This window comes from Pandoraea thiooxydans, assembly GCF_001931675.1.
GTDB lineage: Bacteria > Pseudomonadota > Gammaproteobacteria > Burkholderiales > Burkholderiaceae > Pandoraea > Pandoraea thiooxydans.
The window spans coordinates 2,294,821-2,319,565 of sequence record NZ_CP014839.1; the positions used below are offsets into that span (position 1 = coordinate 2,294,821).

At 61.2% G+C, this 24,745-nt stretch carries 27 protein-coding genes; 18 read left to right on the forward strand and 9 right to left on the reverse strand.

Annotated elements, in window-relative coordinates:
* Positions 1-55: 55 nt before the first annotated feature.
* The 11 genes from PATSB16_RS10530 to PATSB16_RS21300 all read left to right on the forward strand — a co-directional run bounded on the left by PATSB16_RS10530 (position 56) and on the right by PATSB16_RS21300 (position 11,063).
* On the forward strand, positions 56-442 hold the full coding sequence (locus PATSB16_RS10530) for an Mth938-like domain-containing protein (protein ID WP_047214088.1): 387 nt from the start codon (positions 56-58) through the stop codon (positions 440-442).
* On the forward strand, positions 361-2,127 hold the full coding sequence (locus PATSB16_RS10535; protein WP_083566750.1) for a glycosyltransferase family 39 protein: 1,767 nt from the start codon (positions 361-363) through the stop codon (positions 2,125-2,127). The genes PATSB16_RS10530 and PATSB16_RS10535 overlap by 82 nt, the downstream gene beginning before the upstream one ends.
* Positions 2,128-2,131: 4 nt before the next feature.
* A complete protein-coding gene (locus tag PATSB16_RS10540; RefSeq protein WP_047214090.1) occupies positions 2,132-2,503 on the forward strand; it encodes an SMR family transporter in 372 nt (123 codons plus the stop codon).
* Between the two features lie 39 nt (positions 2,504-2,542).
* The gene (locus PATSB16_RS10545) at positions 2,543-3,694 is read left to right on the forward strand and encodes a DegT/DnrJ/EryC1/StrS family aminotransferase (RefSeq protein ID WP_047214091.1); all 1,152 of its coding nucleotides are present in this window, start codon (positions 2,543-2,545) and stop codon (positions 3,692-3,694) included.
* Positions 3,691-4,689, forward strand: a complete 999-nt coding sequence (locus tag PATSB16_RS10550) for a glycosyltransferase (RefSeq protein ID WP_047214092.1) — start codon at positions 3,691-3,693, stop codon at positions 4,687-4,689. The genes PATSB16_RS10545 and PATSB16_RS10550 overlap by 4 nt, the downstream gene beginning before the upstream one ends.
* A 31-nt stretch (positions 4,690-4,720) precedes the next feature.
* Complete coding sequence (locus tag PATSB16_RS10555) at positions 4,721-5,629, forward strand: formyltransferase (RefSeq protein ID WP_047214093.1); 909 nt, start codon at positions 4,721-4,723, stop codon at positions 5,627-5,629.
* Between the two features lie 10 nt (positions 5,630-5,639).
* Positions 5,640-6,683, forward strand: a complete 1,044-nt coding sequence (locus tag PATSB16_RS10560; protein ID WP_052892651.1) for a bifunctional UDP-4-keto-pentose/UDP-xylose synthase — start codon at positions 5,640-5,642, stop codon at positions 6,681-6,683.
* A 97-nt stretch (positions 6,684-6,780) separates the two neighbouring features.
* Complete coding sequence (locus PATSB16_RS10565) at positions 6,781-7,689, forward strand: polysaccharide deacetylase family protein (RefSeq protein ID WP_047214094.1); 909 nt, start codon at positions 6,781-6,783, stop codon at positions 7,687-7,689.
* Between the two features lie 61 nt (positions 7,690-7,750).
* Positions 7,751-8,212 carry a peroxiredoxin gene (locus PATSB16_RS10570; protein ID WP_047214095.1) on the forward strand — a complete coding sequence of 154 codons (462 nt, stop codon included), beginning with the start codon at positions 7,751-7,753 and terminating at the stop codon, positions 8,210-8,212.
* 187 nt (positions 8,213-8,399) lie between these two features.
* The gene (locus PATSB16_RS10575; protein WP_047214096.1) at positions 8,400-10,076 is read left to right on the forward strand and encodes a PhoH family protein; all 1,677 of its coding nucleotides are present in this window, start codon (positions 8,400-8,402) and stop codon (positions 10,074-10,076) included.
* Between the two features lie 249 nt (positions 10,077-10,325).
* A complete protein-coding gene (locus tag PATSB16_RS21300; protein WP_047214097.1) occupies positions 10,326-11,063 on the forward strand; it encodes a C40 family peptidase in 738 nt (245 codons plus the stop codon).
* 16 nt (positions 11,064-11,079) lie between these two features.
* Here PATSB16_RS21300 and PATSB16_RS10585 read toward each other — a convergent pair whose 3' ends face one another.
* The 6 genes from PATSB16_RS10585 to PATSB16_RS10610 all read right to left on the reverse strand — a co-directional run bounded on the left by PATSB16_RS10585 (position 11,080) and on the right by PATSB16_RS10610 (position 15,118).
* Entirely contained in the window at positions 11,080-12,447 is a 1,368-nt protein-coding gene (locus tag PATSB16_RS10585; protein ID WP_047214098.1) for a replicative DNA helicase, read from the reverse strand.
* A 121-nt stretch (positions 12,448-12,568) separates the two neighbouring features.
* On the reverse strand, positions 12,569-13,021 hold the full coding sequence (gene rplI, locus PATSB16_RS10590) for a 50S ribosomal protein L9 (RefSeq protein ID WP_047214099.1): 453 nt from the start codon (positions 13,019-13,021) through the stop codon (positions 12,569-12,571).
* 30 nt (positions 13,022-13,051) lie between these two features.
* On the reverse strand, positions 13,052-13,336 hold the full coding sequence (gene rpsR, locus PATSB16_RS10595) for a 30S ribosomal protein S18 (protein WP_047214100.1): 285 nt from the start codon (positions 13,334-13,336) through the stop codon (positions 13,052-13,054).
* A gap of 2 nt (positions 13,337-13,338) precedes the next feature.
* On the reverse strand, positions 13,339-13,638 hold the full coding sequence (gene priB / locus PATSB16_RS10600; protein ID WP_047214101.1) for a primosomal replication protein N: 300 nt from the start codon (positions 13,636-13,638) through the stop codon (positions 13,339-13,341).
* A 62-nt stretch (positions 13,639-13,700) separates the two neighbouring features.
* Positions 13,701-14,078 carry a 30S ribosomal protein S6 gene (gene rpsF, locus PATSB16_RS10605; protein WP_047214102.1) on the reverse strand — a complete coding sequence of 126 codons (378 nt, stop codon included), beginning with the start codon at positions 14,076-14,078 and terminating at the stop codon, positions 13,701-13,703.
* A 128-nt stretch (positions 14,079-14,206) separates the two neighbouring features.
* Positions 14,207-15,118, reverse strand: a complete 912-nt coding sequence (locus PATSB16_RS10610) for a LysR family transcriptional regulator (RefSeq protein ID WP_047214103.1) — start codon at positions 15,116-15,118, stop codon at positions 14,207-14,209.
* 127 nt (positions 15,119-15,245) lie between these two features.
* Here PATSB16_RS10610 and gcl point away from each other — a divergent pair, with 127 nt between their 5' ends.
* The 5 genes from gcl to PATSB16_RS10635 are packed head-to-tail and all read left to right on the forward strand — an operon-like array spanning position 15,246 to position 20,583.
* A complete protein-coding gene (gene gcl / locus PATSB16_RS10615) occupies positions 15,246-17,015 on the forward strand; it encodes a glyoxylate carboligase (RefSeq protein ID WP_047214104.1) in 1,770 nt (589 codons plus the stop codon).
* A 50-nt stretch (positions 17,016-17,065) separates the two neighbouring features.
* Positions 17,066-17,857: a hydroxypyruvate isomerase gene (gene hyi / locus PATSB16_RS10620; RefSeq protein WP_047214105.1), complete on the forward strand. Its 792-nt coding sequence runs from the start codon at positions 17,066-17,068 to the stop codon at positions 17,855-17,857.
* 48 nt (positions 17,858-17,905) lie between these two features.
* Positions 17,906-18,787, forward strand: a complete 882-nt coding sequence (gene glxR / locus PATSB16_RS10625; protein WP_047214106.1) for a 2-hydroxy-3-oxopropionate reductase — start codon at positions 17,906-17,908, stop codon at positions 18,785-18,787.
* The gene (locus PATSB16_RS10630) at positions 18,788-20,107 is read left to right on the forward strand and encodes a glycerate kinase type-2 family protein (RefSeq protein ID WP_047214107.1); all 1,320 of its coding nucleotides are present in this window, start codon (positions 18,788-18,790) and stop codon (positions 20,105-20,107) included.
* Between the two features lie 53 nt (positions 20,108-20,160).
* Positions 20,161-20,583, forward strand: a complete 423-nt coding sequence (locus tag PATSB16_RS10635; RefSeq protein WP_047214108.1) for a GlcG/HbpS family heme-binding protein — start codon at positions 20,161-20,163, stop codon at positions 20,581-20,583.
* 26 nt (positions 20,584-20,609) lie between these two features.
* Here PATSB16_RS10635 and PATSB16_RS10640 read toward each other — a convergent pair whose 3' ends face one another.
* Together PATSB16_RS10640 and PATSB16_RS10645 are read right to left on the reverse strand one after the other, a co-directional pair.
* Positions 20,610-21,182, reverse strand: coding sequence for a DUF1439 domain-containing protein (locus PATSB16_RS10640; protein ID WP_047214109.1), 573 nt, complete (start codon positions 21,180-21,182; stop codon positions 20,610-20,612).
* Between the two features lie 77 nt (positions 21,183-21,259).
* Complete coding sequence (locus PATSB16_RS10645; RefSeq protein ID WP_047214110.1) at positions 21,260-22,294, reverse strand: type II asparaginase; 1,035 nt, start codon at positions 22,292-22,294, stop codon at positions 21,260-21,262.
* Positions 22,295-22,520: 226 nt separating this feature from the next.
* On the opposite strand from PATSB16_RS10645, the gene lexA reads away from it, so the two are divergent.
* Together lexA and PATSB16_RS10655 are read left to right on the forward strand one after the other, a co-directional pair.
* Positions 22,521-23,174: a transcriptional repressor LexA gene (gene lexA, locus PATSB16_RS10650; RefSeq protein ID WP_047214111.1), complete on the forward strand. Its 654-nt coding sequence runs from the start codon at positions 22,521-22,523 to the stop codon at positions 23,172-23,174.
* Positions 23,175-23,229: 55 nt separating this feature from the next.
* The gene (locus PATSB16_RS10655) at positions 23,230-23,490 is read left to right on the forward strand and encodes a hypothetical protein (RefSeq protein ID WP_047214112.1); all 261 of its coding nucleotides are present in this window, start codon (positions 23,230-23,232) and stop codon (positions 23,488-23,490) included.
* A 73-nt stretch (positions 23,491-23,563) separates the two neighbouring features.
* Here PATSB16_RS10655 and PATSB16_RS10660 read toward each other — a convergent pair whose 3' ends face one another.
* Complete coding sequence (locus PATSB16_RS10660) at positions 23,564-24,661, reverse strand: enoyl-CoA hydratase/isomerase family protein (protein ID WP_047214113.1); 1,098 nt, start codon at positions 24,659-24,661, stop codon at positions 23,564-23,566.
* Positions 24,662-24,745: the final 84 nt, after the last annotated feature.

Genomic DNA, 24,745 nt, shown 5'->3' on the forward strand with positions numbered 1-24,745 from the left:
CATTGCCGCCGGCGGCCCCGACCCGCCGGCGGCAACCATTTGCGGACCATCGACCTTGAAATTACACCAGGAGTCACTTCAGGCCAACAATGCCGTCACGGCATATGGGCCGGATTACGTCGATATCAACAAGGAGCGCTTCACGCACAGCGTCGTCGTCCAGCCCACCGGTCCGGTGCAGGCATGGCCGGTGAACTCTTTTACCGCGTTGCAGCCAGAGCATTTCGCGGCTTTGCTCGACGGCACTCCGGAAGTGGTCATTTTCGGCAGCGGCCAGCGCCTGCGGTTTCCCCACCCCCGCCTGACCAGTGCGCTGACGAGCGTGCGCATCGGCGTGGAAACCATGGATTTCCAGGCGGCATGCCGCACCTACAACATTCTCATGGCGGAAGGCCGCAAGGTCACCGCCGTTCTCCTGATCGAAAACGAGACCTCCGCGTGACAGACTCTTCGACACAAACTCAAGATCGTTTCCCGCTCTCCCGCCCCGCTCTCTGGCTGTTATTGCTCCTCTTCACATTAGTCTGGTTCGGCACCCTCAATTACCGTCATCTGATTGCCAGTGACGAGGGGCGCTATGCCGAGATGGCCCGCGAAATGCTGGCTTCCGGCAACTGGATCACGCCACGCTACGACGGCTACAAATACTTCGAAAAGCCGCCGCTGCAGACCTGGATGAATGCGCTGACCTTCATGTGGTTCGGTCTCGGCGAATGGCAGGCGCGCCTGTGGACCGCACTGACCGGCTTCGGCGGCATTCTGCTGGCCGGCTACACCGCCAAGCGCGTGTTCAATGCCCGCACCGGCCTGATGACTGTGCTGGTGCTGGTCGGCGCACCGATGTGGGGGTTGCTGGGCCATTTCAACGTGCTCGACATGGGCGTGACGTTCATGATGGAGATTTCGTTGTGCGCGATGCTGCTCGCCCAACGACCGCAGTTGCCACGCGCGCAGGTGCGCCGCTGGATGTGGCTGTGCTGGGCCGGCATGGCATTGGCGGTATTGAGCAAAGGGCTGATCGGCATTGTGCTGCCTGGCGGCGTGCTGGTTTTGTACTCGCTGATTTCGCGTGACTGGGCGGTCTGGAAGCGAGCCTACATCGTCAGCGGCCTGTTGATTTTTCTGGCTATTTCGGCCCCGTGGTTCATTCTGGTCTCGATCCACAACCCCGAATTTGCTTACTTTTTCTTTGTCGACCAGCATTTCAAACGGTTTCTGACCGATTACGCCCGTCGCGAAGGGCCTTTTTACTATTTCGTGCCGGTCTTGCTGGTCGGCTTTTTGCCGTGGGTCAGCGTCATGTGGCAAACCGCCGCATTCACGCGCAGGATGCCGCGCCAGCCCAACGGCTTCGCCCCGGTGACGCTGCTCTGGGTGTGGACCGGCTTCATTTTTGTTTTTTTCAGCATCTCCAGCTCCAAGCTGATTTCATACATTCTTCCGATCGCTCCGGCGCTGGCCATGCTGATCGGACTTTACCTCTCGCAATTGACGGCCGAGCGGTTCAAGCGCCATTTGGCCGGATATGCGGTGTTACTGGTGCTGGTGACGGTGCTCACGGCAATTTTCGGCGCGCGTCACGGCAGCGCGAAAAATCCGCTGATCCTGTATCAGGAATTTCGACTGTGGCTTTATGCCGCCTACGCTGCCGCCATGGTCGGTATCCTGCTGGCGTGGCGCCTGAACCGCCATAGCGTGCGCCGCGCGCTGATCGCGTTCAGCGCCGGCATGTTCGCGCTGGCCATGATCGGCGGCTCGGGACATGAGGTATTCGGCCGCAACAGCTCTGGCGTGCTGCTGGTCCCTGCCGTCAAGAAGGCAATGACGCGCCTCGGGCCGGACACGCCATTCTATTCAGTCGGGATGCTGGATCACACGATGCCGTTCTACCTGCGCCACACCATGACGATGGTGGCGTTCGAGGATGAACTCGCGTTCGGCATCTCCCAGGAGCCGCAAAAATGGATTCCGACCATTCCGGAGTTCATCAAGCGCTGGGACAGCGAACCCAAGGCGCTCGCGCTGATCAGTCCGCCCATTTACGAAAACCTGAAAAACCAGCACGTGCCCATGCAGGTGATCGCCCGCGACGCACGCCGCGTCATCGTGGAAAAGCCTCAGTCCTGACATCATGAACCTGGTTACCTTCTCTCTTGTGCTCACTGGCGTATTGCTCAATGCCTGCGCTCAACTGCTGCTGAAGGCGGGTGCCGACGCGATCGGCACGCTGGCCTTCACACGCGCCAACATCTTGCCCATCGGCATTAAGCTTGCTACCCAGTTGCCGATCCTGGGTGGTCTGGCCTGTTACGCCGTCAGTGTGGTGGTGTGGATTCTGGCGCTCTCGAGGGTACAGGTTTCGCTGGCCTATCCAATGCTTTCGCTGGGCTATGTGGTCAACGCCCTGGCCGCATGGTACCTGTTCGGCGAGGCGCTCAGCTTGCAACGCGTAATCGGAATCGGCATCATTCTCGTCGGCGTGTACGTGCTGGCGCGCAGCTGACGCGCAACCCGTTCCCCACAGACAACTCAACTCACACAGATGAACACATCGGACCAGCCCTTCCTGCCATTCACTCGCCCTACCCTCGACGAGCAAACGATTGCCGAGGTCGGTGATGTATTGCGTTCGGGCTGGATCACCTCGGGCCCGCAAGTCCAGGCATTCGAGGCGGAGCTCTCGCAGCTTTTCGGGGGGCGCCCGGTGCGCACCTTCAATTCCGGCACGGCAACCATGGAGATCGCGTTGCGCATTGCCGGCATTGGTCCGGGCGACGAAGTCATCACCACGCCGCTGTCATGGGTGGCCACCAGCAATACCATTCTCGAGGTCGGCGCCAAACCGGTGTTCGTCGATATCGATCCGGTGACGCGCAACATCGATTTGTCACGCGTGGCGGCCGCGATCACGCCCGCCACGCGTGCCATCATGCCGGTCTACCTGGCAGGGCTGCCGGTGGACATGGACCACCTGTACGACATCGCCAAGCGGCATCGCCTGCGCGTCATCGAAGACGCGGCGCAGGCGATCGGCTCGCAATGGGGCGGCAAGCGAATCGGCGCTTTCGGCGATTTCGTATCATTCAGCTTTCATCCGAACAAGAACATTACGTCGATCGAGGGCGGCGCCCTGGTGCTCAACAATGACGACGAGGCACGCCTGGCGGAAAAATACCGCCTGCAAGGCGTCAGCCGCAGCGGCATGGACGGCATGGAAGTCGACGTGCTCGGCGGCAAATTCAACCTGACTGACGTCGCGGCCTGTGTCGGGCGCGCGCAACTGAAGCGTCTGGACGAATTCAACGCCCGCCGCGCCGAGTTGGCCCGGCGGTATTTCGACGGCCTGGCCGGCGGCGACGCGCTCGCGTGCGGCGTGCAGTTGCCGCCGGCCGATTTCGCCAACACCAACTGGCATATGTTCCAAATCATGCTGCCGCTGGAGCGGTTATCGCTCGATCGGGCCGGTTTTATGTTGCAACTGAAGGAGCGCGGCATCGGAAGCGGGGTACACTACCCGGCAATTCATCTTTTTAAACTTTATCGTGCGCTGGGCTTTCGCGATGGCATGTTCCCGCACGCGGAACGGGCGGGACGGGCAATTCTGACGCTGCCCCTGTTTCCTGCGATGAGCGACGCGGATGTCGAGCGCGTGTGCCTGGCCGTCAACGCTATCTGCCTAAAATATAAGAAATGAATCGACCGCAACTCTCCGTCGTCATCCCCGTATACAACGAAGAGGCCGGTTTGGCCGCGCTATTTGCGCGCCTTTATCCGGCGCTCGATCAGATGGAGCTGTCCTACGAGGTTGTCTTCGTCAACGACGGCAGTCGCGATCGATCCGCAGCGATCCTCGGCGAGCAATTCCGGGCGCGCCCCGATGTCACTCGCGTGGTGCTGTTCAACGGCAATTATGGCCAGCACATGGCGATCCTCGCCGGATTCGAGCAGACCCGCGGCGAAATCGTCGTGACGCTCGACGCCGACCTGCAGAACCCGCCCGAGGAAATTCCCAACCTGGTCGACAAGATTCGGGCAGGCCACGATTACGTCGGCACGATTCGCCGCAATCGGCGCGATTCATGGTTTCGCCGCAATGCCTCGCGCATGATGAACCGCTTGCGCGAGCGCATCACCCATATCCAGATGACGGATCAGGGTTGCATGCTGCGGGCCTATAGCCGGCAAATCATCGATACCATCAATCAGTGCCGCGAAATCAATACCTTTATCCCGGCATTGGCGTACACATTCGCGCAAAACCCGGTGGAAATCGAAGTTGCCCACGAGGAACGCTTTGCCGGTGAATCGAAATATTCGCTGTACAGCCTGATCCGCCTCAATTTCGACCTCGTGACCGGGTTCTCGGTCGTGCCGTTGCAATGGCTGGCGGCCATCGGCATGGGGCTGTCGTTCGTCTCCGCGGGCCTGTTCGTGCTGCTGATGGTGCGGCGCTTCGTGCTGGGCGCGGAAGTTCAGGGTGTTTTCACGCTGTTCGCCATTACGTTCTTCTTGCTCGGTGTGATTCTGTTCGGCATCGGCATCCTCGGCGAATATATCGGCCGGATTTACCAGCAGGTTCGGCAACGGCCACGCTTCCTGGTGCAGGCAATCCTCGAGGACGACGCGGAATCGGCCGCGCGGGAACACCCGGCCGGCACGCTGGAGCGGCATGCCGCCGGCCGGCGATGATCAGTCGATCGTTCGGTCAACAGGAAAACAGATGAGTGCGCGCGCCGTTGTCTTTGCTTATCACAATGTCGGCCTGCGCTGCCTGCGCGTGCTGCTCGCACGCGGCATCGACGTCGCACTGGTGGTGACCCACCAGGACAACCCCAACGAAAACATCTGGTTCGGCAGCGTCGCGCAGGTCGCGGCCGAACACGGCATCCCGGTCATCACGCCGGAGGATCCACGCGATGCGGCTTTGTTCCGGCAGATCGAGGCCATCGCGCCGGATTTCATCTTTTCGTTTTACTACCGTCATATGCTGCCGCCCGCGCTGCTGGCGCTCGCCCAGCGCGGCGCGTTCAACATGCATGGGTCGCTGTTGCCGCACTATCGCGGCCGTGTGCCGATCAATTGGGCAGTGCTGCATGGCGAGACCGAGACGGGCGCCACGCTGCACGAAATGACCGCCAAGCCGGACGCGGGCGCCATCGTTGCACAAACCGCCGTGCCGATCTTGCCGGACGACACGGCCGCCGAGGTGTTCGATAAAGTCACCGTCGCCGCCGAGCAGACGCTCTGGCGAGTCCTGCCCGATCTCGTCGCCGGCAGTGCGCCCAGGCTCGAGAACGATCTGGCGGCGGGTAGCTATTTTGGCGGACGCAAGCCCGAGGATGGCCGCATCGACTGGTCACTACCGGCCCAGCAAGTCTACAACCTGATTCGCGCGGTCGCGCCGCCCTATCCTGGCGCGTTCTGCGAAGTCGCCAATCACCGCTTCATCATCGCGCGGGCGCGCATCGCGCCAGACATGCCGGCGCTTCAAGGTTTGCCCTTGGGCCTGCAGGTGGTGGATAATGCGCTATTTGGCGTTTGCGGCGATCATCGCGCCGTCGCCATTCACGAGCTACTGCACAATGGGGTGCCCATCACCCCGGCGGAAGTGTCCCGCTTAATTTACTGAACGCAATACCATGAAAAAAGTCCTGATCCTCGGGGTAAATGGGTTTATCGGCCACCATTTGTCAAAGCACATTCTCGAGACTACCGACTGGGAAGTCTACGGAATGGACATGTTGACCGACCGCCTCGGCGATCTGCTCAACCACGAGCGCATGCACTTCTTTGAAGGCGATATCACCATCAACAAGGAATGGGTCGAATATCACATCCGCAAATGTGATGTGATCCTGCCGCTTGTCGCCATCGCCACGCCGGCGACCTACGTCAAGCAGCCGTTGCGCGTGTTCGAACTCGATTTCGAGGCGAACCTGCCGATCGTGCGATCGGCCGCAAAGTACAGGAAGCATCTGGTATTTCCGTCGACCTCGGAAGTGTATGGCATGTGCAGCGATGCCGAATTCGACCCTGAGCAATCCTCGCTGGTATATGGCCCGATCAACAAGCCGCGCTGGATTTACGCTTGTTCCAAACAATTGATGGATCGGGTGATCTGGGGCTACGGTATGCAGGACGGCCTGAACTTCTCGCTGTTCCGCCCGTTCAACTGGATCGGCCCGGGACTGGACTCGATCTATACCCCCAAGGAAGGTTCATCGCGCGTTGTGACGCAATTCCTCGGGCACATCGTGCGCGGCGAGAACATCAGTCTGGTTGACGGCGGACAGCAAAAACGCGCCTTCACCTATATCGACGATGGTATCGAGGCACTGGTGCGCATCATCGACAATCCGAATGGCATAGCCAGCGGCAAGATATACAACATCGGCAATCCAGCCAACAACTTCTCGGTTCGCGAATTGGCCCACATGATGCTCAAGTTGGCGGCGGAGTATCCAGAGTATCGGGACACCGCCAAGCAAGTTCAACTGGTCGAAACTTCGTCGAACGCCTACTACGGCAACGGCTACCAGGACGTGCAGAACCGCGTGCCCAAGATCGACAATACGATGGCCGATCTTGCATGGAAACCGACCACTTCAATGGGCGACGCATTGCGCAAGATTTTCGAAGCCTATCAAGGACACGTTGCAGAAGCGCGCCAATTGGTCGACTGATCCAACGCATCGCAAAACACTCCTGTGTGCCCGGGCCTCGCGGCATGAGCGCACAGGACTGCCGGACACTCAATCGGGCGCCTTCGTTCCATAAACCATGGCCATCATCGCCCTCAAAATCGACGTCGATACACTGCGCGGCACGCGCGAAGGCGTCCCGACACTGCTGGGGCTGCTGGAGCAAGCCAGAGCCCGGGCAACGTTCCTGTTCAGCCTGGGCCCGGATCATACCGGGTGGGCACTCAAACGGGTTTTCCGGCCGGGATTTCTGCAGAAGGTTTCCCGTACCTCCGTCGTTGAGCACTACGGCATCAGGACATTGCTGTACGGCACCTTGCTGCCGGGCCCCGACATTGGCCGGCGTGCGGCCGCCGAGATGCGTGCGACGCAGGCCACCGGACACGAAATCGGCATTCACACATGGGACCATGTCTACTGGCAGGATAATGTGCGACAGCGCGATGCTGCCTGGACGCAGCGTCAAATGTCTCTCGCCTACCAGCGCTTCGGCGATATCTTTGGCGAGCCGCCTGCGACCCATGGCGCGGCAGGCTGGCAGATGAATGACTTCGCCTTCGCTCAATTGGATGCCTGGCAATTGCGCTACGCGTCCGACGGGCGGGGGACGCATCCTCACTTCCCGGTCGTCGGGGGCAAACGCCTCTCGCACGTTCAGTTGCCCACCACGCTGCCAACGCTGGATGAATTGCTGGGAGTCGACGGGCGCGACGCCGCGGGGGTGGCGGCCGACATACTCGCCCGCACCGAGAATTCCATGCAGAATCATGTCTTTACTCTGCATGCAGAACTCGAAGGGCAGAAATTGGCGCCGATTTTCAGCGAGCTGCTCGCTGGCTGGCAGCGTCAAGGTCATCAACTCGTCTCCGTGGGCGATTATTATGCAACCCTGGATCTTCACTCACTCCCGGCCTGTCCTGTCGTCTGGGGGGAAATTCCGGGGCGCGCGGGCGAGTTGATTTTGCAAGGCGCGACCGCGCAAGCGTGAACGCGGCAGCGCCAATACCGTGGGGGCTCTGCACAGCCCCGACATAAAAAAGGAGCGCATTTTGACGGTCGTACTCAACAAACCCGTGCCCGATTTCAGCGCCCCCGCCACTGGCGGAGATTTTTCGTTGAGCGCTCACCGAGGCACCAAGCTGGTCGTCTATTTCTATCCGAAGGACAACACGCCCGGATGTACCGCCGAGGGCATGGAATTTCGCGACCTTTACCCAAAATTCCAGCAAGCCGGCGCGGAAATCATCGGGATCTCCCGTGACAGCCTCAAATCCCACGACAATTTCAAGAACAAGCTCGGCCTGCCGTTCCCGCTGGTGTCGGATCAGGATGAGGCGGTGTGTCAACTATTCGATGTCATCAAGATGAAAAAAATGTATGGCAAAGAAGTACGGGGTATCGAGCGCAGCAGCTTCCTGATCGATGCCGACGGGGTGCTTCGCCAGGAGTGGCGTGGCATCAAAGTACCAGGGCATGTTGCGGACGTGCTGGCTGCTGTACAAGTTTTATAACTGGCGTTATAGTCGGTCGTAATGATCGAGCGCAACGAAGAACTCAAAGGTTGTCGGCGCCGCAGGGATGCAGCAGCGGCGTCACGCGGGCAAGCCGCCTCTCCGGAGCGTCCGGGCAGGCGGCTTTTTGTTGCTCCGGTGCAGCGTATTGCGCCGGAGGCTGGTGTACTACTTGAACGGGAAATTTATGCCTCTGCCACCCGCACCGACTAAGCCGGGCTCGCTTTTGACCCCGGACCAGTTCTCCTCTCGTCTGAAACCCTCTCGTACCGACACAAAAAAACCCGTCCCTGCCGCCGAACACGCATCCTTGAGCGAAAGCGGTGGCCAAGCCAACGCTGCCGCGCCACAGAGCCGTACCCCGGTCGCCCGCGCGCCGATGCCTTCGGTCAGCGCGGAGAAAGCCGGCGAATTGGCCAAACCGGCCACCAAGCCTCGCCGGTCCGCCCGCCAGAAAGCCGTCGAACCGGCCAAGCTGTTCGTGCTGGATACCAATGTCCTGATGCACGACCCGACCAGCCTGTTCCGCTTCGAGGAACATGACGTCTATCTGCCCATGATGACGCTGGAGGAACTCGACAATCACAAGAAAGGCATGTCCGAAGTCGCCCGCAATGCGCGGCAGGTGAGCCGGACACTGGATGCTCTGCTGGTCGCGGAGAGCACCAAGTCGATGGCCGACGGCATTTTGCTCTCGCGCCTGGGCAACCAGGAAGCCCGGGGCCGACTGTACTTTCAGACCGATCTGCCGGCGGCAGAGCCGCTCGAAGGTCTGCCGCAGGGCAAGGCGGACAATCAGATTCTGGGCGTTGTGCGCGCCTTGCAGAACAAGCATCTGGATCGCCAGGTCGTGCTGGTGTCGAAAGACATCAACATGCGGGTCAAGGCGCATGCGCTGGGCCTGCCGGCCGAGGACTACTTCAACGATAAGGTGCTCGAAGACAGCGATCTGCTGTACTCCGGCGTGATGGCATTGCCGCCGGACTTCTGGACGCGGCACGGCAAAGGGATGGAAAGCTGGCAGGACAATCGAACCGGCACGACGTTCTATCGCGTCACCGGGCCGTTGTGCGCCGCCTTTCTGATCAACCAGTTCGTCTACCTTGAGTCGGCCAATGGCGAGGCGCCGTTCTATGCGCAGGTCAGGGAAATCAACGGCAAGACCGCCCTGCTGCAAACCCTGCGCGATTACGGGCACCACAAGAACAACGTGTGGGGCATCACGGCACGTAATCGGGAACAAAATTTCGCGCTCAACTTGCTGATGAATCCGGAGGTCGATTTCATCACCCTGTTGGGCCAGGCGGGCACCGGCAAGACGCTGCTCGCACTGGCGGCAGGGCTGGCGCAAGTGCTTGACGACAAGCGCTACAATGAAATCATCGTGACGCGCGCCACGGTTCCGGTTGGCGAGGACATCGGCTTTCTGCCCGGTACCGAGGAAGAGAAAATGCAGCCTTGGATGGGCGCCTTCGACGATAACCTCGAAGTGCTCCAAAAAACCGACGACACTGCCGGAGAATGGGGCCGCGCAGCCACCCAGGAGCTGATTCGCACCCGCCTGAAAGTCAAAAGCATGAATTTCATGCGCGGCCGCACCTTCGTCAACAAGTTCGTCATCATCGATGAAGCGCAAAATCTGACACCCAAGCAGATGAAGACGCTGGTGACACGGGCGGGTCCCGGCACCAAACTCATCTGTCTGGGCAATATCTCGCAAATCGATACGCCTTATCTGACCGAGGGCAGTTCGGGACTTACCTACGTCGTGGACCGCTTCAAGGGGTGGGGACACAGCGGCCACATCACGCTGGCGCGGGGCGAGCGCTCCCGCCTGGCCGACTACGCAGCCGAAATTCTCTAGTCGACAAACGCCGATGCAGTGGCGCCCGCTCGCAAGAGGGGCGCCATTTTCATTGAACGAGAGCGCTCACGCGTTGTGACGATAAAGCGACAAAATCCGCGCGCCGTGGCCGGAAAATACACCAAAATCTGCAATCTCAAGAAAAACAACGTACTATCCGAGATATCTGACGTAACGCGTGAATAACATTCAATGTCGGTCACGTTATCGCTTGGTTCCTCATCCGTTGTCCCATGCCGCAGTCTCAAGGTGCATCGATTGCTGGCGGCGTTGGCCACGGCCTCTTTGTTGGCCGCCTGCTCCAGCGTGCCGACGTCTCATCACGCGGCAAGCTACGGTTATCGCGCCGGCCCGTTCGGCGCCGATCATAGCGCCGGGCAGGAAGAAATCACGCTCGAAGCCATGGGGTTGGTCGGCGTCCCTTATCGTTGGGGCGGCAATACCCCCGCCTCCGGTTTTGATTGCAGCGGCTTGGTCAAGTATGTCGTGCAGCGAGCCGCGGGCGTTGATCTGCCGCGCACGGCAGCGCAAATGAGTGCAGTCGGCACACCCGTCAGCCCGCAAAATCTTGCCTCGGGAGATCTGGTGTTTTTCGACACCGACGGCCGTCCCGACTCTCATGTGGGTATCTACGTCGGCAAAGGTCTATTCGTGCACGCGCCCAAAACGGGCGGCACGGTCAGCCTGGCCAACATGAATCTGCCTTATTGGATTGACCACTACAACGGTGCGCGGCGCGTAGCCGCCGAGCGCGCTCCTGCCGAAGTCGGCTCGTTGGCGGCGCAGCGCTCCGCGCCGGCCGCACCGCTTGCCGAGCCGGAATCCACTCCTCAGTCGCCGGGACCCACCCAGCCGGCGCAAGCCGATAACGCCACTGCGCCGTTGCCGGATTCGCCCGCCGCTGCGCCGCTTCCCAGCGACCGCGCCAGCCATGGTGACGGCAACGATAGCGACCCGATCGCGCGTTTTGCCAGCAACGCCTATTGAGCGGCGGCGTGCGACATCAATAGTTCTGCCCGGCGAAATTGTCGAACTTGGTATACGCGCCGATGAAAGTCAGTCGCACGGTTCCGATCGGCCCGTTACGTTGCTTGCCGATGATGATTTCCGCGGTCCCCTTGTCAGGCGAGTCCGGGTTGTAGACTTCGTCCCGGTAGATAAAGAGAATAACGTCGGCATCCTGCTCGATAGCGCCGGATTCACGCAAATCCGACATCACGGGCCGCTTGTTCGGGCGTTGCTCCAAACCGCGGTTGAGCTGCGACAGCGCAATGACGGGAACATTCAATTCCTTGGCCAGGGCCTTGAGCGAACGCGAGATCTCCGAGATTTCCGTGGCCCGGTTTTCCCCTGAACTGGAGCCGGACATCAGTTGCAAATAATCGATGATGATCAGGCCAAGCTTGCCGCACTGGCGGGCCAGGCGCCGCGCGCGGGCGCGCAGCTCCATGGGATTCAACGCAGGCGTCTCGTCGACGAAAAGCTGCGTGTCGTTCATTTTCTGCATCGCGTGCGTCAGCTTGGGCCAGTCCTCGTCGGTCAGCCGGCCGGTACGCAACCGGTGCTGGTCGAGTCGCCCGACCGAGCCCAACATCCGCATGGCGAGCTGGGTGCCCGGCATTTCCATCGAAAATACAGCGACCGGCAGGCCTTCCTCTACGGCGATGTGCTCGCCGATGTTCATCGAGAACGTCGTTTTACCCATCGAGGGGCGCCCGGCGACAATGACCAGATCCCCGCCCTGCAGGCCCGAAGTCATTCGATCGAGATCGGTGAAGCCGGTCGGCACACCGGTGACATCGTTCTGGTTTTCGCTGTGGTAAAGCTCGTCGATCCGTTCCACCACCTGTGCGAGCAGGGGCTGCAGCTCCAGAAAACCCTGATTCCCGCGCGCACCTTCTTCGGCAATGGCAAACACCTTCGACTCGGCCTCGTCGAGCATCTGCCGGACTTCCTTGCCCTGCGGATTGAACGCATCGCTGGCAATCTCGTCAGCCACCGAGACCAGCTTGCGCAGCACCGCCCGATCGCGCACGATTTCCGCGTAGCGCCGGATATTGGCCGCGCTCGGGGTGTTTTGCGCCAGCGCGTTGATGTACGCCAGGCCGCCCACTTCCTCGGCCTTGCCGGCAGTGGTCAGCGATTCGTACACAGTGATCACATCGGCGGGGCGATCCTGCGCGACCAGTCGACCAATGTGCTGGTAGATCAGGCGGTGATCGTAGCGGTAAAAATCGTGCTCCCCCAGGAAGTCACCGACGCGATCCCAGGCACTGTTATCGAGCAACAAGCCGCCGAGCACGGACTGCTCTGCCTCGATCGAGTGCGGGGGGACTTTCAGGGATTCGAGCTGGGGGTCTGGGGCATTCATGGAGGGAGATTATAGCGTTGCGCCGTGAGCATGCCCACGAGGTCAGGGACGGAAAGTCGTCGGGCAAATAAAAAAGGCAGAACCGGTCACCCGTGTTCTGCCTTTCAGGGCTGAGTGGCGCTTACACGTGCTCGCCCAGCACCGACACCGTCACGTCGACCAGCACGTCGGTATGCAGCGATACCTGAACCGGGAAATCACCCACGGTCTTGAGCGGGCCATTCGGCAGGCGGACCTGCATTTTCTCGACCGCGAAATCCTGCTTTTGCAGCGCTTCAGCGATGTCCGCGTTGGTGACCGACCCGAACAGGCGACCATCAACACCGGCTTTCTGCACGATTTGAACGGTCAGACCGCTGAGCTTCTCGCCCTGGCTCTGCGCGGCCGCCAGCTTCTCGGCAGCAGCTTTTTCCAGCTCGGCGCGACGCGCTTCGAATTCCTTCATCGCGACGTCGGTGGCGCGACGGGCTTTCTTCTGAGGAATCAGAAAATTGCGTGCAAAGCCGTCCTTGACGCGAACCACGTCGCCCAAGTTACCCAGGTTGACCACTTTCTCCAGCAAAATCACTTGCATCTTGAATTCTCCTTAGCAGCCGTCAGCCAATTAAGCCGAGTGCAGATCGGTATAAGGCAACAGGGCCAGGAAGCGCGCACGCTTGATCGCAGTGTCGAGCTGACGCTGATAATGCGCCTTGGTACCCGTCAGACGGGCCGGCGTGATCTTGCCGTTATCGCCGATGAAATCTTTCAGCGTTTCGATATCTTTGTAGTCGATCTGTTCGACACCGGCAACCGTGAAGCGGCAGAATTTCTTGCGCTTGAACAGCGGGTTCTGCTGTTGGCGGCGGCGGTCGAATTTTTTGTTACCTTTACCGTTAGGACGTGGCATGTTCAATCCCTTCCAATTTCTTGCAATGCTGTAATGTGAAACACCAAAGTGCGGCTATTGCGATGCTTGCGGGCCAGGAATCCGCTCAGCCGGACCGGTTGACCCAGCCCCAGTGCCATCACGCCTTCAACGATTTCGCCCAATGCAACTGCGGAAATATTGAATTCGATCTGGCGCGGCGTACCTGCTTCGAGCACCGATCCGGCATGCGTCAATGTGCATTCGATGGCGGGGATGCCCGCCGGGGTATATCGCAAAGACCCCATTTCGACGACACTGGCTTCAAGCTCTAACCGGTTCACTCCCGTAACCCGCGCAAAGCGCGCTTCATGTTTTGGTGTAGTCGTTAATCCCGGCTTGTCGCTCAGGCGGCGGGCGCTTCAGTGCTGGCTGCCGGCTGGGCCTTGCGAGCCTCTTCGCGCTGCACTTCCTTCATCATCGGCGACGGCGCGGTTTCCGCCTTCTTCATCTTGATGAAAAGATGGCGCAACACGGCGTCGTTGAACTTGAACGCGTGTTCGAGTTCATCCAGGGTCTCCTGATCGCACTCGATGTTCATGCACACATAGTGCGCCTTGGCGAGCTTCTCGATCATGTAGGCCAGTTGCCGACGACCCCAGTCCTCGACGCGGTGAATCTTGCCTTGACGGGCTTCCACCATGCCACGGTACCGCTCGATCATCGCAGGCACTTGCTCGCTTTGATCGGGGTGGACGATAAATACGATTTCGTAATGACGCATGTACGCTCCTTATGGATAAAGCCGCCTGGGCGTCAAGACCAGTGCGGCAAGGTTGCAAAACGCTTGATTTTATCGGGTTTTTCTCATTTTCTCAAGCTAAACCGCGACCCGGCAACGACAGGCACCGCCTACTCGTTCTCCAACCAGTAATTCGGCTTGGCGTAAATAGCGCGCAAGTGTTCGATGAACAGCCTGACACGCGCGGGCTGAAAGCGTTGCTGGGGATAGACGGCGAGGATATCGTAATCTGGCAGCGCGTAGTCGTCGAGCACCGTTTCCAGCTCGCCGCTGGCCAATTCCCGCTGGATTTCCCAGGTCGAGCGCCAGCCCAGCCCGAGGCCCTCGAGCGCCCAGCGATGCAGCAGCTCGCCGTCGTTGCAATCGAGATTGCCGTCGACCCGGATCGTGACGGTCTTGCCCTGCCGGCGAAAATACCAGCCGCGTTGCTGCCCGCCCTGCAGATTGAATGCCAGGCAATTGTGCTTGCCAAGATCTTCCAGCGTCTTGGGGCGGCCGTAGCGGGCGAAGTACTTGGGCGTGCCGCACACGACGCGGCGGTTTTGAGACAGTTTGACAGCCACGAAATTCGGATCGACCGCACCGCCAATGCGAATCCCAAGGTCGTAACCTTCGCGCACCAGATCGACCACACGGTCGGTCAGATTGAAAGAAAGCTGAACTTCCGGGTATTGCTTCAGAAACGACGGGGCATGGGAGGCGACATGCTTGCGACCAAAAGCCGCCGGCGCCGATACGATCAAGTGGCCCGACACGGCGTGCCGGCCGGCACTGATTTCGTTCTCCGCCAACTCCCATTCGCCCAATAGCTGCTTGCAGCGCTCCAGGAAGGCGCCGCCCTCCTCGCTCAGCACCAGACGACGCGTCGAGCGGTACATCAGCTTGATGCCGAGCCGCTTCTCCAGGGCGTCGATGCGCCTGCCCAGAATCACCGGCGAGACCCCCTCGCGCAAGGCCGCGGCGGCCAGACTGCCCGCCTCCGCCACCTGTACAAAAGTCTCGATTTGCTTGAAGCGATCCATGTGTGTCTCCCTTATTTCGATACTTTTAGTCTCTAAAAAAACGAGTATTTATTATCTTATCAAACAAAACATGAAGTATTACATTGATTGCCAGAGATATCACTCACCATCTGGAGGAGAAACAATCATGGCAAAGATGACCGCAGTCGACGCCGCCGTGCGCGTCCTGGAAAAGGAAGGCATTACCAACGCCTTCGGCGTTCCGGGGGCCGCCATCAACCCGTTTTATGCGGCCCTTCGCCGCGCCGGCAGCATTGACCACGTACTGGCGCGTCACGTCGAAGGCGCCTCTCACATGGCCGAGGGTTATACGCGAGCCGCGCCCGGCAACATTGGCGTTTGTATCGGCACCTCGGGGCCGGCGGGCACGGACATGATTACCGGACTGTACTCGGCCCAAGCCGATTCCATTCCGATTTTGTGCATTACCGGGCAAGCGCCGCGCGCACGCCTGTACAAGGAAGATTTCCAGGCTGTCGACATCGAATCGATCGCCAAGCCGGTCACCAAATGGGCCGTCACGGTGCGTGAGCCTGCATTGGTGCCGCGCGTGTTCCAGCAGGCGTTTCACCTGATGCGCTCCGGCCGGCCTGGTCCGGTGCTGATCGACTTGCCGATCGACGTCCAAATGGCGGAAATCGAATTCGATCCCGACACCTATGAGCCGCTGCCCGTCTACAAGCCGGCGGCCACGCGCGCGCAGATCGAAAAGGCGCTGACAATGCTGATCGAGGCCGAGCGTCCGCTGCTGGTGTCGGGCGGCGGCGTCATCAATGCCAACGCGGCCGACCTGCTGGTCGAGTTCGCCGAATTGGTGAACGTGCCGGTGGTGCCCACGCTGATGAGCTGGGGTGCGATCGCCGACGATCATCCGCTGATGGCAGGCATGGTGGGCCTGCAAACCTCGCACCGCTACGGCAACGCCACGCTGCTCGCTTCCGATTTCGTGATGGGCATCGGCAATCGCTGGGCCAACCGCCATACCGGTAGTATCGATGTCTACACCAAGGGCCGTAAATTCGTTCACATCGATATCGAACCGACCCAGATCGGCCGGGTATTCGGCCCCGACTACGGCATCGTCTCCGATGCCGGCGCGGCGCTCAAGCTGTTCGTGGAGGTCGCACGCGAATGGAAAGCGGCCGGACGCCTGCCGTGCCGCAAGACGTGGGTCGCCGATTGTCAAAAACGCAAGCGCACCATGTTGCGCAAGTCGGACTTCGACAACGTGCCGGTCAAGCCGCAGCGCGTCTACCAGGAAATGAATGCGTTCTTCGGCCGCGATGTCCGCTACGTCAGCACCATCGGCCTGTCGCAAATCGCCGCCGCGCAATTCCTGCGCGTGAACCACGCGCGCCACTGGATCAACTGCGGCCAGGCGGGCCCGCTGGGTTGGACCGCGCCGGCTGCCATCGGCGTCAAAGTCGCCTCGCCCGAGAGCGACGTCGTCGCGGTGTCGGGCGACTACGACTTCCAGTTCATGGTCGAGGAGCTGGCGGCTGCCGCGCAGTTCAAGGTGCCCTACATCCACGTCGTGGTCAACAACTCGTACCTCGGCCTGATTCGCCAGGCGCAACGGAATTTCGATATGGACTACTGCGTGCAATTGGCATTCGAGAACGTCAACGCACCCGAGCTCAACGGCTATGGCGTCGACCACGTCAAGGTCGCCGAGGGCCTGGGCTGCAAGTCGATTCGCGTGTTCAAGCCGGAAGATATCCAGCCCGCCTTTGCGCAGGCTCGCAAGCTGATGGCCGAGTTCTCGGTGCCTGTGGTCGTGGAGGTCATCCTGGAACGCGTCACCAACATCGCCATGGGCACCGAAATCAACAACGTGACCGAATTCGAGGAAGTGCTCGACATCGCCGAAGACGAAAAGGCCTTTGAAACAGCCTGAGCGTCCGCACCGATTCGAGTTCCGTTCAATTTTTATCTAGGAGTCGCGAGATGCCAAAATTCGCCGCCAACCTGACCATGCTGTTCAACGAAGCGCCCTTTCTGGATCGCTTCAAGGCCGCCGCCGCCGCCGGCTTTCGCGGCGTGGAGTTTTTGTTTCCCTATGCGTTTCACCGCGACCAGATCGCCGACAAGCTGAATCAGTACCAGCTCGATCTGGTGCTGCATAACCTGCCGGCCGGCAACTGGGAAGCTGGCGAGCGAGGCATCGCCTGTCTGCCGGAGCGCGTCGGGGAGTTCCGCGACGGCGTCGGCGAGGCCATCGTGTACGCCAAAGCGCTGGGCGTGAAGCAATTGAATTGCCTGGTCGGCCGCCGCCCGGCCGACGTCGATGCGGACAAAATCCGCACGACCGTCGTCGACAATCTGCGCTTTGCCGCCGACCAGCTCAAGGCCGAGGGTATCCGTTTGCTGATCGAGCCGATCAATACGTTCGACATCCCCGGCTTTTACCTTAGCGGGACCAAGCAAGCGCTGGACCTGATCGACGCGACCGGCTCCGACAACGTGTTCGTGCAGTACGACATCTATCACATGCAGCGCATGGAAGGCGAGTTGGCCAAGACCATCGAGACGAACCTGGCGCGCATCAAGCACGTGCAGCTCGCCGACAACCCGGGGCGCAACGAGCCAGGTACGGGTGAGATCAACTACCCGTTCCTGTTCGATTTTCTCGATCGCATCGGTTACGACGGCTGGATCGGCTGCGAATACAAGCCGGCCACCAACACCGTCGACGGTCTCGGCTGGCTCAAGCAGGCCGGCTTGCGCCAGGCTGCCTGAGCGGCGACATAACCCAACCCATTATTTATTCATTAGAGGAGTCACACCATGGCACAACTCGGTTTCATTGGCCTTGGCATCATGGGCGCGCCGATGGCGAAGCATCTGCAGGACGCCGGACACAAGCTGTTCATTTGCGATCGCAAGACGCCGCCGCAAGAGCTGATCGATGGTCAGGCGACCTGCTGCACGTCGCCCAAGGAAGTTGCCAAACGCGCCGATATCATCTTCGTCATGGTGCCGGATACGCCCGACGTGGGTGCCGTCCTGTTCGGCGAAAATGGTGCGGCAGAAGGTCTTTCCAAGGGCAAGATCGTGGTCGACATGAGCTCGATCTCGCCGATCGAGACCAAGGAATATGCGAAAAAAGTCAAGGCGCTCGGCTGCGAATACCTCGACGCGCCCGTCTCCGGCGGTGAAGTCGGCGCCAAAGCGGCCTCGCTGACGATCATGGTGGGCGGTTCGCAAAGCGCGTTCGACGACGTCAAGCCGTTCTTCGAGCTGATGGGCAAGAACATTACGCTGGTCGGCGACACCGGCGCGGGGCAAACCTGCAAGGTTGCCAACCAGATCATCGTCGCGTTGACCATCGAAGCCGTTGGCGAAGCGCTGCTGTTTGCCTCCAAGGCCGGGGCCGATCCCGCCAAGGTGCGCGCCGCGCTGATGGGCGGGTTCGCCTCCTCGCGCATTCTCGAAGTGCACGGCGAGCGCATGGTGAAGCGCAATTTCGAACCGGGTTTCCGCATCGCCCTGCATCAAAAGGATTTGAATCTGGCCTTGCAAAGCGCGCGTGCGCTGGGCGTCGCCCTGCCGAACACGGCGACCTGCCAGGAGTTGTTCAACACCTGCGCGGCCAATGGCGGCGCGGCTTGGGATCACTCCGGGCTGGTGCGTGCACTGGAACTGATGTCCAACCATACGGTGGCGTAAATGTCGGCTCGCCCGCAAGCGGTGGCAGTGGCCGGCAACGCCGCTGCCCTGGAACCCCGCACGTTTTTGCTGTCGCTGTTCCAGCATGCGGTCGAGGCCGTCTCGCCCGCGCGCTGCCTGGCCCAGCATCTGCCGCCGGCACCGCGCGGCCGCACTATCGTGATCGGCGCCGGCAAAGGCGCCGCATCGATGGCGCAAGCCGTCGAGCAGCACTGGCAAGGCCCGCTTTCGGGTCTGGTCGTCACTCGTTATCAGCATGGTGTGCCCTGCCGTCATATCGAGGTCGTGGAGGCCGGGCATCCGGTGCCCGACGAGGCCGGCTGGCAGGCCGCCCAGCGCATGCTGGAGATGGTCCAGGGCTTGAGTGAAGACGACCTGGTGCTGTGCCTGATTTCGGGTGGCGGTTCCTCATTGCTGTCGCTGCCCGCCCCCGGCATCACGCTGGCGCAAAAACAGGCGCTCAACAAGGCGCTGCTGCGCTCGGGCGCGACCATCTTCGAAATGAATTGCGTGCGCAAACATCTGTCGGCCATCAAGGGCGGGCGGCTGGCGCTGGCCTGTGGCCGGGCACGCGTGCATACGCTGCTGATTTCCGATATCCCCGGCGACGACCCCGCCGTCATTGCTTCCGGTCCAACGCTGGCCGACGAAACGACCTGCGCGGACGCGTTGGCGGTATTGGGAAAATACCAAATCGACGTGCCCGACAACGTACGCGAATATCTCGCCTCTGGCGCCGGCGAGACACCCAAACCCGGTGATGCGCGGCTGCGTCATGCCACACATGCGACGATCGCCACGGCCCAGGAGGCGCTGGAAGCCGCCGCGCGCCATGCGCAGTCTCATGGCATTACGGCGCACATCCTGTCGGATTGCCTCGAGGGCGAGGCGCGCGACGTGGCACTGGTGCACGCCGGTATCGTGCGGCAAATCCTCGCGCACGGCCAACCGTTCGAGCGACCGTGCCTGCTGCTGTCCGGCGGCGAAACCACAGTGACGGTGCGCGGCGAAGGCCGCGGCGGGCGTAACGCCGAGTTCCTGCTGGCGCTGGCCGCGGCGCTCGACGACGGTCACGGTGCCAGCTTGCCTGGCGTGCATGCGATCGCCTGCGACACCGACGGGATCGACGGCACCGAGGACAACGCCGGTTGCCTGCTCGGGCCCGACACACTGACGCGCGCAGCGGCAGCCGGGCTGTCGCCCAAAAACCACTTGCAGAACAACGACGGCTACTCATTTTTCGCCGCCTTGGATGACTTGGTGGTGACCCAGCCCACGCGGACCAACGTCAACGATTTCCGGGCCATCCTGATCGAATGATCGCCGGATCGTACCGGGCCAAGATCTAACACCATGAAGCAGGAGATTCTCCGATGCAAACCCGTTCCATGCTGACCCTGGAAGATGCTCGCCGGATGGCCGAGGCAGCCGCGGCCGAAGCAGTTCGCCATCAGTGGCCCGTTACCATCGCCATCTGCGACGACGGCGGCCATCTGCTGTGGCTGCAGCGCCTGGATGGCGCCTCGCCGATATCGGCGGAAATTGCCGCTGGCAAAGCCCGCACCGCGGGTGTGTCGCGACGCCCGAGCAAGGCGTTCGAAGAAATGGTCAACCAGGGCCGCTACGCCGCGCTATCGATGCCGATCACCGCGCTCGAGGGGGGTGAGCCGGTGATCGTGGACGGCACCTGCATTGGCGCGGTCGGCGTCTCCGGTGTCAAGCCCGGCCAGGATGCACAGGTCGCCCAGGCTGGCGTTGCCGCGCTGCTCGCGCCGCAGGCCAAGGCCGCCGCGTAGGCCGCACCGGGCAGGTATTGCGAGCGTCAGCGTTCGACGATTTCGACCCGTACGCCGGCCGGCACGACGGTGATGGCGCCGGGTTGGAATTGCACGCCGGCGAAGGTGAGCTGGTTGGGCTTGAAGGTATAGATCGGATAATTTTGAAGAACCTGGCTGGCCAGCATATTGGCCGCCATATCGATCTGCTGACCGTAGATGGCCGTGGCTGGCCCGAAGTCGGCCTGCGTGACCGCAGGATCGCGCACCACGACCGAACGGGTCGCAGCGTCATAGGCGAGCCCGCCCACCAGCACAAAAGTCCCGTTCAGCGTTTGCGGCACCATGAATGGGCTGCTGATGAGCGCATCCACCGTCAAAGCCAACCGATTTTGGGCCGGCTGCAAAGCGATTTCGGGATGCGTCAGATCCATTGAGAATACTTGCGCAACGGCCCGGTGAAACGGGAACTTCCGGGCCACCGCGGCTTGCACCTGCGCACGCGAGAAGGTGTAGTGATCGGGGATGAACGGAAATGTCGGCGACGCCAGCGCCGGTAGCGGCGCCAGCGTCAGCACACTGCCGCCGAGCATGATTTCAAGAAAGCGGCGTCGACGCATGGGGGGATGAGTTTGCACAGGAGATAGGCGGAGCCAGTCGATGTAGAAGTTGACCGGCACCCGCAAGCTTGGTTCGTTCAATAAACCTCGAACAGCGACTGCCAGCGATCGGTGGGCATATCGTGCGCCAGTGCCAGCATCGCGAGCACGCGCGCCTTGTACGGTTGCAGATTGCCCGCGCTGACGAAGCCCAGCGTGTCATCGGCGGCCGCACCGTTGCGCATCACGTGCCCGGCCCCGGTGCGCGAGGCACGCACCACCCGCACGCCTTGCCTGGCAGCGTCGGCCAGCGCCTGCTGCAGCGGACCGTACAGCGAACCGTTGCCGGTGCCCGCCACGACCAGCCCTCGCACCCCGGCGCTCACCAGCGCCTCGACCGGCACGGTCGAAGCATTCGCATAACTGGAGAGCACTTCGACCATCGGCAGCGCGTGCCGCCCCGCCACGTCGAACTCGCTTTGTACCGTGTGGCGCCGCAGCGCGCGGCGCTGCAATTCGACCCACTCGTCTTGCACCCAGCCCAGTACACCAATCTCGGGCGACTGGAACGCCTGGACCGAATAGGTGCTGGTCTTGACGACATCCCGCGCACAATGAATCTGATGATTGACGACCACCAGGACGCCCTGCCCGGCGGCCTCCGGATGGGCAGCGACCCGTACCGCATTGAGCAGATTGAGCGGCCCGTCGGCCGATAGCGCCGTGGCGGGCCGCATGGCGGCAGTCATCACAACCGGCTTGTTGCTTTTGACCGTCAAATGAAGGAAATAGGCCGTCTCCTCCAGCGTATCGGTGCCGTGTGTAATCACGACGCCATCCACGTCCGGCTCGGCCAGCACGGCATTGACCCGCTCGGCCAAGGTCAGCCACAACGCACACGTCATGTCCTTGCTGTCGATTTGCGCAACCTGTTCGGACCGCATGCGTGCGACGTCGGTCAAGCCCGGGACAGCGGCCAGCAATGTTTCGATATTGAGCGCGCCGGCCTGATAGGTCGCGGTGCGACCGGCGTCGGCCGCGTAGCCGGCAATCGTGCCGCCAGTGGCCAACAGGACGACCTGGGGCAAACGGAGAGCACTGCCGTGCCCGGACATGGAAGAGGATGTTTTCATGACCGCGATTGTAGCCAATTCGCCGCATTCATCAATTTGGGGTCATCCATGAGCGGCGATTGCCGCCGATCATTGGCGCGGCAACGCTGGTACGGATATCGCGGCGCATGGCGACGTCTCCAATCGGGCCGGCCTCGGCCCGACTTGAGAATCGACATGAAGTTCTGCTTGCATAAATCAGAATACTGTACAAAAATACAGTTGCCTGTACTTCCATACAGTAACCATGCACAAACTCACTGCCCGCCAACAACAGGTCTATGACCTGGTCCGCCAAGCCATCGAGCGCACCGGATTTCCGCCCACTCGGGCCGAAATTGCCGCGGAGCTCGGCTTCAGTTCCGCCAACGCCGCCGAAGAGCACCTGCGCGCCCTGGCACGCAAGGGCGTCATCGAACTCGCGGCAGGCACGTCGCGCGGCATTCGCGTCAAGGCGCTCGGCGATGACGACACCCCGCATCAGTTCACGCTGCCTCACATGGCGCTGATGCAATTGTCGCTCCCGCTGATTGGCCGGGTCGCCGCAGGCAGCCCCATCCTCGCGCAGGAACACATCGAAGCCCACTATCAGTGCGACCCGGCGCTGTTCGCCCGCCAACCGGATTACTTGTTGAAGGTACGCGGGCTCAGCATGCGCGATGCCGGCATTCTGGACGGCGATCTGCTTGCCGTACAGCGTGCGAGCGATGCCCGCGATGGCCAGATCGTGGTGGCCCGGCTGGGTGACGAGGTAACCGTCAAGCGCCTGAAACGACGCCCGGGCGGAGTTGAGTTGATTGCGGAAAACCCGGATTTTCAGAATATCGTCGTGACCGGGAACCCTGAAGATTTCTCGCTTGAGGGCATTGCCGTCGGCCTGATCCGCACCAGCGAATTGTAATTTGCATCGAAAATATTTTTTTCCCCGTCGCTGACGCATCGCACCGACGTGCGTCATGAAATACATCAAAAAGCATCGGCAACGGGCCCTTCACTTCACGCTTTGCAAGGATGGGATCATGGGTAAATTATTTTCTTTCATACGCGCCTCGCGCGCGCCCGCCGCCAGCACTGTCTCAGTCCGCGCGCTGCGCTCACCGCGCCCGGTTCGGGTGTATCGCGGCCCTTCGCACATTATCATGGTCGGCAATATCAACGATATCTGCCACAAGCTGGATCAATCTCTCGCAGAACGCTATTGCCATATCGAGGCGTGACCGCGGTCGTGCGCATCGCCCTGTCGCTGCTCCAGGCTCGGTACGACAACGCCCGCGCGCTATCGTTCGTGCCCTACACACCCAGTTGCGCCAGCGGATGCGCCTGGGCCGGCCACTCGCTCTCGAAGAATCGCTCCACTTGCATCGCGTCGACTTGGTCGAGACTAGCCGGAAGCCACCGTGGCGCATGATCCTTGTCTATAGCCAGGGCACGAATGCCCTCCAGCCCGTCGTGACCGTCGAACACGCGCTTCATCATCGACAGTTCGACTCGCAATTCGTCTGCCAGTGAGAGCGACTTCGAACGTGCGCGGCGAATTTGCTCGAGCGTCACGCACACCATCAACGGTGACCGCTTGCGCAGCTGCGCCTCGACGTGCTGCGCCCACTCGCTGAATTCGCAACGTGCCTCGCGCGACAGCGATGCCAGAATCGCTGATACGCTCTCGCAGGAAAAATGCATGTCGATGGCGTCGCGCAAATCTTTCAGTGCCATATCGCGCGGCGGCGGCGCAACGTGGCCGTCGGCCATGGCGCGCACGCGTGCCACCACTGCGTTGCCGTCGCGCCACGGCTCGGTCTCCAGTAACGAGAGAAGATCCGCCGTCATGTTGCGCGGCAGATAAATATCCGCCAGGCCGGCATAGAGCGCATCGGCCGCCCCGATCGCCACACCGGTGGTGCCCAGGTAATCGCCAATGCGTCCCGGCACTCGCGCCAGAAAATATCCGCCGCCAACGTCGGGGAACAATCCAATCTGCGTCTCCGGCATGGCCATGCGCGTCGTCTCGGTGACGATACGCAAGGCGGCGCCTTGCGAGATTCCCATGCCCCCGCCCATCACGATGCCGTCGAGCAATGCGATGTACGGTTTTGGATAGGTCGCGATCAGATAGTCTAGTGCGTACTCGTCGACGAAATACGGCAGCAGTGCAGCGCGCTCGCGCTGCGCCGTCTCATAGAAGTAGCGAATATCTCCGCCCGCGCAAAATCCTTTCTCGCCGGCGCCTCGCACGAATACGGCGTAGACCTCGGGATCTTCGGCCCATTGCGCGAGCGCGGCCATCAGCGCCCGGATCATGTCAGGCGACAGCGCGTTCAAGGCTTTTGGCCGATTCAAGGTGATCAGGCCGACGTGATTGACGATCCGTGTTTCGATGAATTCGGACATGATGCAGTATCGAGGCAAGAGGTAAAGAAAAAAGCCGGTGCGTCGCACCGGCTTTCATCGTAGCGCAAACGTGCCGGCCGAGTG